Origin of the sequence: Pseudomonas sp. YJ42 (assembly GCF_047225135.1) — a bacterium.
GTDB lineage: Bacteria > Pseudomonadota > Gammaproteobacteria > Pseudomonadales > Pseudomonadaceae > Stutzerimonas > Stutzerimonas stutzeri_E.
Genome location: NZ_CP178378.1, coordinates 4,116,848 through 4,130,548 on the forward strand (window position 1 = coordinate 4,116,848; position 13,701 = coordinate 4,130,548).

The following is a 13,701-nucleotide window of genomic DNA, read 5'->3' on the forward strand; positions in this document are numbered from 1 at the left end:
ACTATGTCGAGTGCAAAGTTAAGCGAAACGGCAATGCTATTAGTACAGCAAGTTACATCGAACTTGCTGCCACATTGATTTCACGCCGCCAGTATCAGTTGACGCTGCGCGAGCAAGCGCATCACATAGCCGATCTTGAGCGCGGTGGGACCGAGAATCACCAGCGCATGGCAGGCAACCACGGCACCGAGCGGCAGATGGCGGTCGAACATGTACGCACCAGCGACGCCGGACAGAAGCAATACCAGGCCGATCGTCATGCAGAGATTGGCGATAACGAGCAGGCGATGCGGATCAAAGGGTTGCAGGGTCATCGGAATTCCCTCATGACGATGGGCTGATTTGAGGGGCAGCGGCAGGCTGACCCTCCCGAACTCACTCCAGCGCCGAAGCCGGGCCGAAAAACTCGTAGCGGGTCTGCTGCTCCGGTACTCCCAGCGTCCGCAACTGCCGGCGAATCGCCGCCATGAAGGGTTTTGGACCGAGGAAATAGGCGTCCAGATCGCGGTCGGCAGGCAGCCAGGCATCCAGCCGTTCCTCAGTCATCAGACCAACAGCGTCCGGCTGGTTGTCCTCGCCCTGATGTTCGTCATAGCAGTAGAAGCGCTTGAGATGCCCATGCCGCTCGGCCAGTGCGTCGATCGTCTGGCGGAACGCGTGGCTGTCGGCATTGCGAGTGCAATGGATGAAGTGGATCGGTCGTTCGGTGGCGACGGCTTCCTCGAGCATTGCCAGCGTCGGGGTAATCCCTACACCGCCACTGATGAGCACAAGGGGCTTGTCGCTGGGCTGCAGCGTGAACTCGCCAGCGGGTGCAAACAGCTCGAGGCTTTGGCCTTCTTCCATGCGATGCAAGGCATTGGACGCCACTCCGCCTGGCTCGCGCTTGACGCTGATGCGGTAGTCGCGGCCGTTGCTAGCGGCAGACAGCGAATAGTTGCGGCGAATCTCCTGACCATCCACTTGAAGGCGCAGGCCGATGTATTGCCCGGGCTTGTGCCTGACCACTGCACCGCCATCTTCCGGTTCCAGGTAGAGCGAGACGATCTCTGCGCTCTCGGCCACTTTGCGGGCGAGTCGGAAGCGTCGCGCGCCGCGCCAGCCGCCGGGGGCATCGGCCGTGGCGCTGTACAGCTGTTCTTCAGTGCCGATGAGAATGTCGGCTAGCTGGCCATAGGCGGCGGCCCAGGCATCGATCACCTCGTCGGTGGCTATCGCTTTGCCGAGCACTTCGCGAATCGCGCGCAGCAGACATGAACCGACAATGGGGTAGTGCTCCGGCAGTACTTGCAGAGCGACATGCTTGTTGACGACCTGGGAAACCAACCCGCCGAGCTGGTCCAGACGATCGATATGCTTGGCGTACATCAGCACGCCATTGGCCAAGGCACGGGGCTGGTCGCCGCTGGCCTGGTGTGCCTGGTTGAACAAGGGACGTACTTCGGGGTGTTCGGCCAGCATTAATTTGTAGAAGTGATTGGTCAGCGCTTCACCACCGGTTTCCAGCAGCGGGACGGTGGCTTTGATCAGGGCACGTTGTTCAGCGCAAAGCATGGATAGGCTCCAGATGATTGGGACGCCTGTCTCTGATGTACGGTGCGCAATCAAGCGCTGCACGGACAGGTTGCCCTATCTCTTTCAATAACCGTTCCAGCTTGGAATTGACCAGAATCAAGGGCTTGCGCAGCGGAGGGGTGATTTAAACCCCTATTAAGAGGGTTCGCGGAACCCTTATCGGTCATAACTACCATTTTTTTCTTGCCCCGAGTCATTGACCGAACCGCTATGCCGCGCTGGTGTTCTATAGCAATGACTATTAGCAGGCTTATGGAGGCAAGTATGGAGAATTACCACATCATGCACGACGGCGACCGCTGGGTACTGCGCGAGGAAGGAGACAAGCGAGCGCTACTCGAGGCCACGACCAAGGAAGACATCATCAACGAGACCCGCGACTACATGAAGCTGCGTACCGCCTCGGTGAAAATCCATACTCAGGATGGCCAGATCGAAGAGGAGCGGACCTACCCCCGCGACCAGGATCCTCGCGCGACCAAGGGTTGAAATCAGGCGAGTCGTATATCGAGTCGGTGCTGGGCCAGCCGCACGCCCAGTGCCACAGTCCAGCACGAGAGAATGAAAGGCATGGTCAGCGCGGGCAGGCCCAGCTGATCGAAAACCAGCTTGGAGCCTATGGCCAGCGCGATGCCCAGCGCTGGCATCAGCGCAGATCGGTGCATCTGGCTCAGCGCCAGAGCTGCCAGCGCCGGGTTATAGCCGGCCAAGCCGGCCAACGCCTGCGATTCCGTTATGCCAGTCAGCAACGCGGCATATACCCCGACGGCCGAGCCACATAAGGCCCACAGCCCGGCGCGTCGATCGGCGATCAATACGGCCAGTAGCAGGCAAAGCCCCGCCGCGGGCTCACCGAGAAACATCACCTGACCCATGCCGCTCGCCATGGCGCCTATGGCAACCAAACCATCCAAGCCGGATTCGTGCGCTCGAGCGTCGGCGACCGAGCCGAGCATGCCGGCCCCGGCCAAGGCCAACCAGCCGAAAAGTACGAAAGCCAGAGTGAACACTGCTGGCCCTCCACGTTCGCGCATGGTTTGCAGCAAGCGCCGCTGCAACAGACTGGAGAGCGCCCCGGCCAGGGCCACCAGTAGCAGTGCGGGTGCCGACGGTCCCAGCACAAGGGTGATCAGCAGTCCCAGCAATGTCGAGTTGTAGCCGTAGAGGCCACTCTCGATATCCTGGCGTTCATAAGCCAGGCATCGGGCGGTAAGGGTTCCGCTGATCAGGCCGAGCAGGCCGCCGGGCAGCAGCGAAGGCGCGTACAGGCTGATAGTGACAAGGATCATCAACCCGCAGACCGGATTCGCCTGCAGAAAAATCTGGCTGACGCCGTTGAGCAGCGCATGTAATGCAGGCGGCAGGTGGATGCGGCGCATGGTGGGATATCTATACGCGAAGCGGGCGATTGGGGCGGCAGCTGGCGCCTCGCCTGCATGGCAGATGCAGGCGAGGGCACCGGTTAGTTGAGTGTCTCGATTCGCAGAGAATTGGTCGTGCCCGGCTGCCCCAGGGGCACGCCTGCGGTGATCACCACGGTGTCGCCGGTGCCGGCCATGCCCTGTGCGCGAGCGATATCCAAGGCGTTCAGGCAGACGTGCTCCATGTCGTGCATCGGTGCATCGATTACCGAATAGACCCCCCAGGCCACGGTCAGTTTGCGTGCGGTCGCCACGTTGGGCGTCAGGCTGAGAATCGGTGTGCTCGGCCGTTCGCGCGAGGCGCGCAGGCTCGAACGGCCGGACTCGGTGTAGTTCACCAGCACCGCGACCGGCAGGATGCCGCTGATACGGCGGATGGCGCAGCTGATGGCATCCGGCAGCGTGGCTTCGGCGTTGGGCCGATGCACGTCGAGCTGGGCCTGGAAGTCAGGACCGCTCTCCACCTGGCGGATGATCTTGCTCATCATGCTCACCGCTTCGAGTGGGTAATCGCCGGATGCGGTTTCGGCCGAGAGCATCACCGCGTCGGCACCTTCAGCCACGGCGTTGGCGACGTCCGTCACTTCGGCTCGGGTTGGGGCGGGAGAGAAGCGCATTGACTCCAGCATCTGTGTAGCGACCACCACCGGACGGCCCAACTGACGGCAGGTGCGGACGATGTTTTTCTGGATGCGAGGAACATTTTCCGCCGGTACTTCGACTCCCAGGTCACCGCGCGCCACCATGATCGCGTCGCTCAGGCGGGCAATTTCGCGCAGATGCTGCACCGCCGAGGGCTTCTCGATCTTGGCCATGAGGAAGGCGCGGCCACCGATCAGCTCGCGGGCTTCGTGAATGTCCTGTGGACGTTGGACGAACGACAGCGCTACCCAGTCGACACCCAGATCCAGGCCGAAGGCCAGATCGCGCCGATCCTTCTCGGTCAGCGGGCTGAGTTCCAGTACCGCTTCGGGCACGTTGACGCCCTTGCGGTCGGACAGCTCGCCACCGGCGATCACTCGTGTGTCGATGGCATCGGCGTGCTTGGAAACTACCGTCAGGCGCAGGCGGCCATCGTCCACCAGCAGGCTCATGCCTGGCTGCAGCGCATCGATGATTTCCGGGTGTGGCAGGTTGACCCGCGTGCGGTCACCCGGTGTCGGGTCGAGGTCCAGGCGCAGCGTCTGGCCGCGGGTCAGCTGTATCTTGCCTTCGGCGAAGCGGCCGACGCGCAGCTTTGGGCCTTGCAGGTCCATGAGGATGCCGATCGGCTGATTCAGCTGGCGCTCCACCTCGCGAATCCAGGCGAAGCGCTCGGCATGGTCGGCGTGCTCGCCATGACTGAAATTGAGACGGAACAGGTTGACCCCGTTCTCCACCAGCTCGCGCACGTCATCGATGCTGCGGGTGGCAGGGCCCAGGGTGGCGAGGATCTTGACCTTCTTGTCGGGTGTCATGGCAGGCTCTATCGGCAGTTGTTTTTATGAAACGCGTGTAACAGACGTGCGTAGCAGCCGCCCGCTAGCGGGGCGACTGCAGGATAAGGATGGCGCGGAAATCGTTGACGTTGGTGCGGGTCGGGCCGGTCACCAGCAGGGCGTCGAGCGCCTGGAAATAACCGTAGCCATTGTTGTTGGCCAGTTCGTCCGCGGCGCTGAGACCCAGGGCTTCGGCGCGTGCGTAGCTGTCTGGTGTCATCAGCGCGCCGGCGTTGTCTTCCGAGCCGTCGATGCCGTCGGTGTCACCGGCCAGCGCGTACACGCCGGGCAGGCCCTGCAGGTTTTCCGTCAGGCTCAGGAGGAATTCGGCGTTGCGTCCACCGCGACCGTTGCCGCGTACCGTCACGGTGGTTTCCCCGCCGGAGAGGATCACGCAGGGCGGGGCGATCGGCTGGCCGTGCAGCACCACCTGGCGGGCGATGCCGCCGTGAACCTTGGCCACTTCACGCGATTCGCCTTCCAGGTCGCCGAGGATCAGGGGGGGGATGCCGGCGGCGCGAGCCTTCTCGGCCGCGGCGTCGAGAGACTGCTGCGGCTTGGCGATCAGCTGGAAGTGGCTGCGCGACAGGCAGGGATCGTTGGGCTTGACGGTTTCGGAGCGTGGGTCTTCCAGCCAGGCACGAACATTCGCCGGAATCTCGATGTCGTAGCGTGTCAGGATCGCCAGCGCTTCGGCCGAGGTGGTCGGGTCCGCCACTGTGGGACCGGAGGCGATCACCGTCGCTTCATCGCCCGGCACATCGGAAATCGCATAGGTATAGACACTCGCCGGCCAGCAGGCCTTGGCCAGACGACCGCCTTTGATCGCCGAGAGGTGCTTGCGCACGCAGTTCATCTCGCCGATATGGGCACCGGAGCGCAATAGCGCCTTGTTGATCGCCTGCTTGTCGGCCAGGCTGATGCCTTCGGCGGGCAGTGCCAGCAGCGAGGAGCCGCCGCCGGAGAGCAGGAAAATCACCCGGTCGCTTTCCTCGAGATTGCTGACCATGTCCAGCACGCGGCGGGCGACGCGCTCGCCGGCATCGTCCGGCACCGGGTGGGCGGCCTCGACCACTTCAATCTTGCGGCAATCGGCACCGTGGCCATACCGCGTCACCACCAGCCCGGAGAGTTCGCCTTCCCATACCGCTTCGATGGCTTCGGCCATGGCGGCCGCTGCCTTGCCAGCGCCAATGACGATGGCACGTCCGCTGCGATCGGCCGGCAGGTGATCGGCCAGTACCTGGCGTGGGTGGGCGGCGTCGATGGCGGCGGTGAACAGCTCGCGCAGCAGGGCTTGTGGGTCGAGGCTCATGTACTGCTCCTTCTAATGGGTCTGGAGCCGATTCCAGACCTTAGTGCTCGACAATGCAAGCGCTAAGGTCTGGAATCGACCTACCCGGCAGTCGGGCCGTGACTCCTTCTGCCGGGCGGGTCGAAAGGGGCGCCGCCCGGAGGCGGCAAGCAAAGCAGGTGCTGAACAGGGTTTGTTGCGTCGTGGGGACGTGATTCCAAGTACGGCAACCGACTTCGCTTTTGAGTGGCGTTGAGCGCAGCGCCATTCAGCGTTGCTGTCTGGGTCCAACGCTGAATGACGCGGCTCAACTCAACTCGGTTGCTTCCCGATCACTGCTTGCGGATCGAGAAGTTGGCCATGTGTTCCAGGCCTTTGATCAAGGCCGAGTGGTCCCAGCCGCTGCCACCGATCGCCGCACAGGTGCTGAACACTTGCTGAGCGTTGGCGGTGTTGGGCAGGTTCAGGCCCAGCTCGCGGGCGCCGGCCAGGGCGAGATTCAGATCCTTCTGGTGCAGGCTGATGCGGAAGCCCGGATCGAAGGTGCCCTTGACCATACGCTCGCCGTGCACTTCGAGAATCTTCGAGCTGGCAAAACCACCCATCAATGCCTCGCGGACACGGGCCGGATCGGCACCGTTCTTCGCCGCGAACAGCAAAGCTTCGGCGACCGCCTGGATGTTCAGCGCGACGATGATCTGGTTGGCGACTTTGGCCGTCTGGCCGTCACCGTTTTCACCGACCAGGGTGATGTTCTTGCCCATCGCCTGGAACAGCGGCAGGGCGCGAGCGAAGCTCTCCTCGCTGCCGCCGACCATGATCGACAAGGTCGCGGCCTTGGCGCCGACTTCACCGCCGGATACCGGGGCGTCCAGGTAGCGGGCGCCAGTGGCGTTGATCTTCTCGGCGAACTGCTTGGTGGCGCTGGGAGAGATCGAGCTCATGTCGATCACCAACTTGTTCGGGCCGACGCCTTCGGCGACACCATTCTCGCGGAACAGCACGTCTTCGACCTGTGGCGTGTCCGGAACCATGATGATGATGTACTCGGCTTCCTGGGCGACTTCCTTCGGGTTCGCCAGGGCGACGGCGCCCGCTTCGACCAGCGCGGCAGGTGCCGAGTCGTGGTGTTCGGACAGAAAGAGGCTGTGCCCAGCTTTTTGCAGGTTCTGAGCCATGGGCAGGCCCATGATGCCGGTGCCGATAAATCCAATCTTAGCCATGAGTGTTCTCCTTCAATCTTCTCGTGTTCGGTCAGTTCAGATGGCGTTGTGCGCTTTCATCCAGCCGAGGCCGGCAGCGGTAGTGGTGGCCGGCTTGTACTCGCAGCCGACCCAGCCCTGGTAGCCGATGCGATCCAGATGCTCGAACAGGAAGCGATAGTTGATTTCGCCCGTACCCGGCTCGTTACGGCCCGGGTTGTCGGCCAACTGCACGTGGTTGATCGCCGCCAGGTTGGTTTCGATGGTGCGCGCCAAGTCTCCTTCCATGATTTGCATGTGGTAGACGTCGTACTGCAGAAACAGGTTGCCGCTGCCGACCTTGTCGCGGATCTCCAGCGCCTGCGAGGTGTTGTTGAGAAAGAAACGCGGGATGTCGCGGGTGTTGATCATCTCCATGACCAGGCGTATGCCTTCGGCTTCGAGCTTCTGCGCGGCGTAGCGCAGGTTCTCGATAAAGGTCATCTCCAGTTTGCCGAGATCGGCGCCCTTGGGTGCGATACCGGCCAGGCAGTTGACCTGCGTATTGCCCAACACCTTGGCGTAGGCGATGGCCTGATCGACGCCGGCGCGGAATTCCTCGACTCGTGCTGGATCGCAAGCAACGCCACGGTCGCCCTTGGCCCAGTCGCCGGCCGGCAGGTTGAACAGCACCTGGGTCAGGCCGTTGGCATCCAGCTGAGCCTTGATCTGCTCGGCAGGGAAGTCATAGGGGAACAGGTACTCGACACCGGAAAAGCCGGCCTGGGCGGCAGCGGCGAAGCGGTCCATGAAGTCCTGCTCGGTGAACAGCATCGACAGGTTGGCGGCAAAGCGGGGCATGGTTTTCTCCTGATCTGTAGGGATCACATTCGGTTTCGCATTGCGGTGGTGTGGTGGCCACCCTGGGTGTTGTGTTTGCGGTGGATATGCTTCGCGATATCCACCCTACGGACCGAAGTGTTCGTAGGATGGAAGACCGCGAAGCGTCTTCCACGCGTTTGGTTACGGTTGAATCAATCCAGCAGCGCGACCGCAGTCGGTGCGTCTTCTCGGCCCTCGGCCAGCGGCTCGAATTCGTTGATGGCGTCGATCTCGGTGCCCATGGCGATGTTGGTGACGCGCTCGAGGATCACCTCGATCACCACTGGCACCTGGTGCTCGGCCATCCACGCCTGGGCCTGCTCGATGGCTGGGCGCAAGTCTTCCTGCCTGAACACGCGGATCGCCTTGCAGCCCAGACCCTCGACCACCGCGACGTGGTCGACGCCGTAGCCTTCCATGCCGCTTTGGTCGGCATTGATGTTCTCGAAGCCCAGCTGCACGCAGTAATCCATCTCGAAGCCGCGCTGCGCCTGGCGGATCAGGCCGAGGTAGGCGTTGTTCACCAGAATGTGGATGTAGGGCAGCTTGAACTGCGCGCCCACCGCCAACTCCTCGATCATGAACTGGAAATCGTAGTCGCCAGAGAGCGCCACCACCTTGCGGGTCGGGTCCGCCGCGACCACACCGAGCGCCGCCGGAATGGTCCAGCCGAGCGGGCCAGCCTGGCCACAGTTGATCCAGTGGCGCGGCTTGTACACATGCAGGAACTGCGCGGCGGCGATCTGCGACAGGCCGATAGTGCTGACGTAGCAGGCGTCCTTGCCGAACGCGTTGTTCATGCACTGGTACACACGCTGCGGCTTCATCGGCACCGAGTCGAAGTGGGTCTTGCGCAGCAGGGTGCGCTTGCGCTCCTGGCAATCGGCGGCCCAGGCGTTACGATCCGGCAGCTTGCCCGCGGCCTTGCGCTCCTTGGCGACTTCCACGAACAGTTTCAGGGCGGCGCCCGCATCGGAAGTGATGCCGAAGTCCGGCGAGAACACCCGGCCAATCTGAGTCGGTTCGATGTCGACGTGTACGAATTTGCGGTCCTTGGTGTAGACGTCGACCGAGCCGGTATGACGGTTAGCCCAACGGTTGCCGATGCCGAGCACGAAGTCCGAGGCCAGCATGTTGGCGTTGCCGTAGCGATGGCTGGTCTGCAAGCCGCACATGCCGGCCATCAACGGGTGATCATCCGGGATCGAGCCCCAGCCCATCAGGGTCGGGATCACCGGCACGCCGACGGTCTCGGCGAACTCCACCAGCAACTCTTCTGCACTGGCGTTGTAGATACCGCCACCGGCGACGATCAGCGGGCGCTCGGCAGCGCAAAGCATGTCGATGGCTTTCTCGATCTGCTTGCGGCTGGCTGCCGGTTTGTAGACCGAAAGCGGCTCGTAAGTCTCGACGTCGAATTCGATCTCGGCCATCTGCACGTCGAACGGCAGGTCGATCAGCACCGGACCAGGGCGGCCCGAACGCATGACGTGGAAGGCCTGCTGGAATACGCGCGGCACCAGGGCCGGCTCACGCACGGTCACCGCCCATTTGGTGACCGGCTTGGCGATGGACTCGATATCCACGGCCTGGAAATCTTCCTTGTACAAACGAGCACGCGGCGCTTGCCCGGTGATGCAGAGAATCGGGATCGAGTCGGCCCAGGCGGAGTAGAGGCCGGTGATCATGTCCGTGCCGGCCGGGCCCGAAGTGCCGATGCAGACGCCGATGTTGCCGGCCTTGGTGCGGGTGTAACCCTCGGCCATGTGCGAGGCGCCTTCGACGTGGCGGGCGAGGATGTGGCGGATGCTGCCGTCGGCGCGCAGGGCGGAATACAGCGGGTTGATCGCGGCACCGGGGATGCCGAAGGCGGTGTCGATGCCTTCCTTGCGCAATACCGCAACGGCGGCATCGATTGCTCTCATTCGGGCCATGGATCATTCCTCCTACGTTTGACTCGATAGTTTTTATACGTGGCCCAAGCATGCAGTGCTGGAACCCAAGGCGGAATTGGCCGAAACTTCAGTTCTGTCGATATCAGGAGTATCGAATGGATCGCTATACGATGCTGAACAGCTTCGTGCTGGTGGCCGAGAACGGCAGCTTCGCGGCGGCTGCATTGAAAGAAGGCGTGACGCCGGTGGTGATGGGCCGACGGCTCGATGCGCTGGAGCGGCACCTGGGCGTCAAGCTGATGCACCGCTCCACGCGCGGGCTGGCGCTGACCGATCTGGGCGAGCAGTACCTGGATCGTGCCCGCGGGCTGCTCAAGGATTTCGACGAAGCGGACGCCAGCATCAGCAACGATCGCACTTCGGTACGCGGACATCTGGTGGTTTCGGCACCGGCCGCGTTCGGTCGCCGACATATCGGCCCACACGCGCCGGCGTTCCAGGCACGCTACCCGGACCTGCAACTGTCGTTCAACTTCACCGACAGCGTGGTCGATCTGGTCCGGCATGGCTATGACATGGGCATCCGCATTGGCGAAGTGACCGACCCCAACTACGTCGCCATCAAGCTGTTTCCCAATCGCCGCGTGGTCTGCGGTGCACCGGACTACTTCGAGCGCCAGGGCGTGCCGCGTACCCTGGAAGATCTCGCGCGGCACAATTGCCTGGCGTTCAACCTCCAGGGCGGCCAGCAGCGCGGCTGGACCTTTCTGCGTGACGGCAAGCAGGTCGCTGTGCGGGTCTCGGGCAACCTCGATTGCAACGATGGCGAGCTGCTTTTCGACTGGGTCAAGCAGGGCCTGGGCATCGGCTGGCGCTCGACTTGGGAGATCCAGGCTGAGCTCAAGCGCGGCGAACTGGTGACGGTGCTCGACGAGTTCGCGTTGTCGGCCTACGACATCCAGGCGGTCTACCCGCAGCAGCGTTATCTACCGGCCAAGGTGCGTTTCTTCATCGACTACCTAAAGACGATCTACAACGCGCCGGGGTATTGGGAGAGCCGCTGAGTCGAGGTGTACAGGCAGGTTCGTATGGCGCTTTGATGGGGGAAAACCCATCATCGTGCCAGACGACACAGCGAACCACGCCACGCCGCCGCGAGTCACAACAAGGGTCATCCATCGGCGCGAGGCTACCCGTGGACTCCCTTAAAATTGCCACCTTCAACATCAACGGCATCCGCGCCCGGCGCACCAATCTGCTCGATTGGCTCGAGCGCGAGCAACCTGACGTGGTCTGCCTGCAGGAGCTGAAGGCGCAGGACGCCGACTTTCCCATCGACGATATCCGTGCGGCTGGCTACGGCGCGATCTGGCATGGGCAAAAGTCCTGGAATGGTGTGGCGATTCTCTCGCGCGGCGATGATCCGCTGGAGATCCGCCGCGGTCTGCCGGGTGATCCGGATGACAGCCATAGTCGCTATCTGGAGGCGGCGGCGCACGGCATCATCGTCGCCTGTCTTTACCTGCCCAACGGCAATCCGCAGCCGGGGCCGAAATTCGACTACAAGCTGGCCTGGTTCGAACGCTTGATCGAGCATGCGGCGGGGTTGTTCGACAATGGGCATCCAGTGGTGCTGGCGGGCGACTACAACGTGGTGCCCACCGACGAGGACATCTACAACCCGCGCTCCTGGCTCAAGGACGCGTTGCTGCAACCGGAAAGCCGCGAGTGCTATCGACGCCTGCTGGCACAGGGCTGGACCGATGCGCTGCGTGCGCAATACCCGGACGAGCGCGTCTACACCTTCTGGGATTACTTTCGACAGCACTGGCAAAAGAACTCCGGCTTGCGTATCGACCATCTACTGCTCAGTGCCGACCTGGCGCCACGCATGCTTGACGCCGGTGTCGATCGTTGGGTGCGCGATCAGGACCACGCCAGTGATCATGCGCCGACCTGGGTCAAGCTGGCCGCAGCTGATGCCGCGAATGAGCAGAAAAAGAAACCGGCCAAGCGCCGGTCGTCGTCCTCCGCCTAGCAACGTCGGAATGAGCGCTAGGCTCAAGACAGGGCTCTGCTGCGCGTGCCAGCCCCGTACCTGAGCATCAAACGCCACGACTCTTCCGCTGGAAGAGCGAACGGAGTACCCATCGATGAACCGGGATTCTGAACTAGTCGGCGGCAGCGAGTTGCTACAGCAGGTAGCGCGGGATGAACGGGTCAGTCTGTCCGTTGACGAGATACTGACCGAGGCCTTGTATACGGTCCGTCGCCATCTAGGAATAGAAGTCGCCTTCATTGGCGAATTTCGCGAAGGGCTGAGGGTGTTTCGCCATATCGACGGGAATCCTCGCGCGGTGGCGTTGACGGTCGGAGATGGCGGCCCTCTGGAAGAAAGCTATTGCCAGCGGATCGTCGATGGCCGCCTGCCGGAGCTCATTCACGATGCCGCCGAGCTCAAGGAAGCGTTGGCGCTACCGGAGACTCAGACGATACCGATTGGGGCGCATATGAGCGTACCGATCCGCTTCAGTGATGGCTCGCTCTACGGCACCTTCTGCTGCTTCAGTACGCAAGCGGATCAACACCTGGACCAAAGCGATCTGAGTACCATGCGCTTGTTCGCCACCTTTGCCGGCGGCCTTCTCGAGCGCAACGCACAGCGCGAACAGCTGCACCGTGACAAGCTCGAGCGCATCAAGGCGGTTATCGCGCGCCGCGATTTCTGGACGGTCTACCAACCCATTTTCCACCTGGCCGACGACACGATCGTTGGCTACGAAGCGCTGGCGCGATTTCGTGCCGAGCCCTACCGTTCACCGGATCTTTGGTTCGAGGAAGCCGGCGAAGTCGGGCTGCGCACCCAGTTGGAAACCCTGCTGCTGGAAACCGCCCTCGAAGGCCTGCGGCTGATTCCAGAAGATGTTTACCTGTCGCTGAACGTCTGTCCGGAAGCGTTGCTGGACGGTTCGGTGATCGATTTGCTCGCCAGGCAACCGCTGCATCGTCTGATGCTGGAGGTGACCGAGCATACCTCCATCGTCGACTATGTGCTGATCGCCGCTCAGCTCGAACCGCTCCGTCAGGCCGGGCTGCGTCTGGCGGTCGACGACGCGGGAGCCGGCTACGCCAGCCTCCGCCACATCCTCAAGCTCAAGCCTGACGTCATCAAGCTCGACCGGAGCCTGATCAGCAATGTCGACAGCGACAGCGATTGTTGCGCGATGGCCGCGGCGCTGATTCGCTTTGCCGACCAGACCGGCAGCAAGATCATCGCCGAAGGCGTCGAAACAGATGCGGAGCTGAAAGTGCTGCGCGACTTGAAGGTGACCAAGGCCCAGGGCTTCCTGCTGGGCATGCCGCTGCCGCTGGAGCACCCGGTAGGCTGAAAGCGGGGCCACTTACGCGCCGAGGGCAACCAGTCGAGTGCGGCGTGGTACTTCCCGACCAGGGCACCTACAATCCAGTCCAATTCATTCGCTGCGCTTCTTTGTTGCTGGAGCCATCAACTCTTCCCATGCATCGTCCTCGTCGCGCCCCGCTCTGGATAGCTGCTCTGGCGGTACTACTGCACCTGTTCGCGATGCCGCTGATGGGCGTCGGTGTGCGGGCAGCGGGCATGGCCGGGCACTGCCCGATGAGCGAGCCCGGCCGGCACGATTCTGGTCCGCTGGTTGCGCACGGGGACCACGCGCTGCATGCCGGCCAGGTGTCGTCTGAGGACGAACCCGCACCGGCGCCTGTTCATCATCTCGGCATGCCTTGTTGTTGCGCGGCGGGCGCGACGTCGCTGGCAGCGATTCCGGCCAGCACGCCCGAGCTGCACGAGCCACGGCGGTTGCGGATGGGCGTTCTTGCGCTCGTCACGGCGCCGCCCCTGTCACCGCGTTACCGCTGGCCCAGCCTCAATCCCCGCGCCTCTCCGTTCACCTGATCGTCATATGCACTGTTTTGAACCCGCCTGAGGCGACGTAG

At 62.8% G+C, this 13,701-nt stretch carries 13 protein-coding genes; 5 read left to right on the plus strand and 8 right to left on the minus strand.

Going from position 1 to position 13,701, the window contains the following annotated elements:
* Window positions 1–80: 80 nt before the first annotated feature.
* Together ACL0K2_RS19020 and hmpA are read right to left on the minus strand one after the other, a co-directional pair.
* Window positions 81–314 carry a hypothetical protein gene (locus ACL0K2_RS19020; RefSeq protein WP_045161054.1) on the minus strand — a complete coding sequence of 78 codons (234 nt, stop codon included), beginning with the start codon at window positions 312–314 and terminating at the stop codon, window positions 81–83.
* Between the two features lie 61 nt (window positions 315–375).
* Window positions 376–1,554, minus strand: coding sequence for an NO-inducible flavohemoprotein (gene hmpA, locus ACL0K2_RS19025; protein ID WP_045161055.1), 1,179 nt, complete (start codon window positions 1,552–1,554; stop codon window positions 376–378).
* A 285-nt stretch (window positions 1,555–1,839) separates the two neighbouring features.
* On the opposite strand from hmpA, the gene ACL0K2_RS19030 reads away from it, so the two are divergent.
* Window positions 1,840–2,064: a DUF2188 domain-containing protein gene (locus ACL0K2_RS19030; RefSeq protein WP_045161056.1), complete on the plus strand. Its 225-nt coding sequence runs from the start codon at window positions 1,840–1,842 to the stop codon at window positions 2,062–2,064.
* A 2-nt stretch (window positions 2,065–2,066) separates the two neighbouring features.
* On the opposite strand, the gene ACL0K2_RS19035 is transcribed toward ACL0K2_RS19030, so the two are convergent.
* The 6 genes from ACL0K2_RS19035 to gcl all read right to left on the minus strand — a co-directional run bounded on the left by ACL0K2_RS19035 (window position 2,067) and on the right by gcl (window position 9,765).
* Window positions 2,067–2,954 (minus strand): urea transporter, encoded by an 888-nt coding sequence (locus ACL0K2_RS19035; RefSeq protein WP_045161057.1) that lies wholly within the window; start codon window positions 2,952–2,954, stop codon window positions 2,067–2,069.
* A gap of 83 nt (window positions 2,955–3,037) precedes the next feature.
* Entirely contained in the window at window positions 3,038–4,453 is a 1,416-nt protein-coding gene (gene pyk, locus ACL0K2_RS19040) for a pyruvate kinase (RefSeq protein ID WP_045161058.1), read from the minus strand.
* A gap of 64 nt (window positions 4,454–4,517) precedes the next feature.
* A complete protein-coding gene (locus ACL0K2_RS19045) occupies window positions 4,518–5,789 on the minus strand; it encodes a glycerate kinase (RefSeq protein ID WP_413043223.1) in 1,272 nt (423 codons plus the stop codon).
* 311 nt (window positions 5,790–6,100) lie between these two features.
* The gene (locus ACL0K2_RS19050; protein ID WP_045161060.1) at window positions 6,101–6,991 is read right to left on the minus strand and encodes a 2-hydroxy-3-oxopropionate reductase; all 891 of its coding nucleotides are present in this window, start codon (window positions 6,989–6,991) and stop codon (window positions 6,101–6,103) included.
* 36 nt (window positions 6,992–7,027) lie between these two features.
* The gene (gene hyi, locus ACL0K2_RS19055; RefSeq protein ID WP_413043224.1) at window positions 7,028–7,810 is read right to left on the minus strand and encodes a hydroxypyruvate isomerase; all 783 of its coding nucleotides are present in this window, start codon (window positions 7,808–7,810) and stop codon (window positions 7,028–7,030) included.
* 173 nt (window positions 7,811–7,983) lie between these two features.
* Complete coding sequence (gcl, locus tag ACL0K2_RS19060; protein ID WP_045161062.1) at window positions 7,984–9,765, minus strand: glyoxylate carboligase; 1,782 nt, start codon at window positions 9,763–9,765, stop codon at window positions 7,984–7,986.
* A gap of 116 nt (window positions 9,766–9,881) precedes the next feature.
* Here gcl and ACL0K2_RS19065 point away from each other — a divergent pair, with 116 nt between their 5' ends.
* The 4 genes from ACL0K2_RS19065 to ACL0K2_RS19080 all read left to right on the plus strand — a co-directional run bounded on the left by ACL0K2_RS19065 (window position 9,882) and on the right by ACL0K2_RS19080 (window position 13,660).
* Entirely contained in the window at window positions 9,882–10,790 is a 909-nt protein-coding gene (locus ACL0K2_RS19065; RefSeq protein WP_045161063.1) for a LysR family transcriptional regulator, read from the plus strand.
* A 131-nt stretch (window positions 10,791–10,921) separates the two neighbouring features.
* Window positions 10,922–11,764, plus strand: a complete 843-nt coding sequence (gene xth, locus ACL0K2_RS19070) for an exodeoxyribonuclease III (RefSeq protein ID WP_045161064.1) — start codon at window positions 10,922–10,924, stop codon at window positions 11,762–11,764.
* A 115-nt stretch (window positions 11,765–11,879) separates the two neighbouring features.
* On the plus strand, window positions 11,880–13,115 hold the full coding sequence (locus tag ACL0K2_RS19075) for an EAL domain-containing protein (protein ID WP_413043225.1): 1,236 nt from the start codon (window positions 11,880–11,882) through the stop codon (window positions 13,113–13,115).
* Between the two features lie 128 nt (window positions 13,116–13,243).
* Entirely contained in the window at window positions 13,244–13,660 is a 417-nt protein-coding gene (locus ACL0K2_RS19080; RefSeq protein WP_045161066.1) for a DUF2946 family protein, read from the plus strand.
* Window positions 13,661–13,701: the final 41 nt, after the last annotated feature.

Excerpts from the sequence above, each read along its gene's own strand:
- ACL0K2_RS19020 (WP_045161054.1), bottom strand. The coding sequence starts at position 314 with ATGACCCTGCAACCCTTTGATCCGCATCGCCTGCTCGTTATCGCCAAT.
- hmpA (WP_045161055.1), bottom strand. The coding sequence starts at position 1,554 with ATGCTTTGCGCTGAACAACGTGCCCTGATCAAAGCCACCGTCCCGCTG.
- ACL0K2_RS19030 (WP_045161056.1), top strand. The coding sequence starts at position 1,840 with ATGGAGAATTACCACATCATGCACGACGGCGACCGCTGGGTACTGCGC.
- ACL0K2_RS19035 (WP_045161057.1), bottom strand. The coding sequence starts at position 2,954 with ATGCGCCGCATCCACCTGCCGCCTGCATTACATGCGCTGCTCAACGGC.
- pyk (WP_045161058.1), bottom strand. The coding sequence starts at position 4,453 with ATGACACCCGACAAGAAGGTCAAGATCCTCGCCACCCTGGGCCCTGCC.
- ACL0K2_RS19045 (WP_413043223.1), bottom strand. The coding sequence starts at position 5,789 with ATGAGCCTCGACCCACAAGCCCTGCTGCGCGAGCTGTTCACCGCCGCC.
- ACL0K2_RS19050 (WP_045161060.1), bottom strand. The coding sequence starts at position 6,991 with ATGGCTAAGATTGGATTTATCGGCACCGGCATCATGGGCCTGCCCATG.
- hyi (WP_413043224.1), bottom strand. The coding sequence starts at position 7,810 with ATGCCCCGCTTTGCCGCCAACCTGTCGATGCTGTTCACCGAGCAGGAC.
- gcl (WP_045161062.1), bottom strand. The coding sequence starts at position 9,765 with ATGGCCCGAATGAGAGCAATCGATGCCGCCGTTGCGGTATTGCGCAAG.
- ACL0K2_RS19065 (WP_045161063.1), top strand. The coding sequence starts at position 9,882 with ATGGATCGCTATACGATGCTGAACAGCTTCGTGCTGGTGGCCGAGAAC.
- ACL0K2_RS19075 (WP_413043225.1), top strand. The coding sequence starts at position 11,880 with ATGAACCGGGATTCTGAACTAGTCGGCGGCAGCGAGTTGCTACAGCAG.
- ACL0K2_RS19080 (WP_045161066.1), top strand. The coding sequence starts at position 13,244 with ATGCATCGTCCTCGTCGCGCCCCGCTCTGGATAGCTGCTCTGGCGGTA.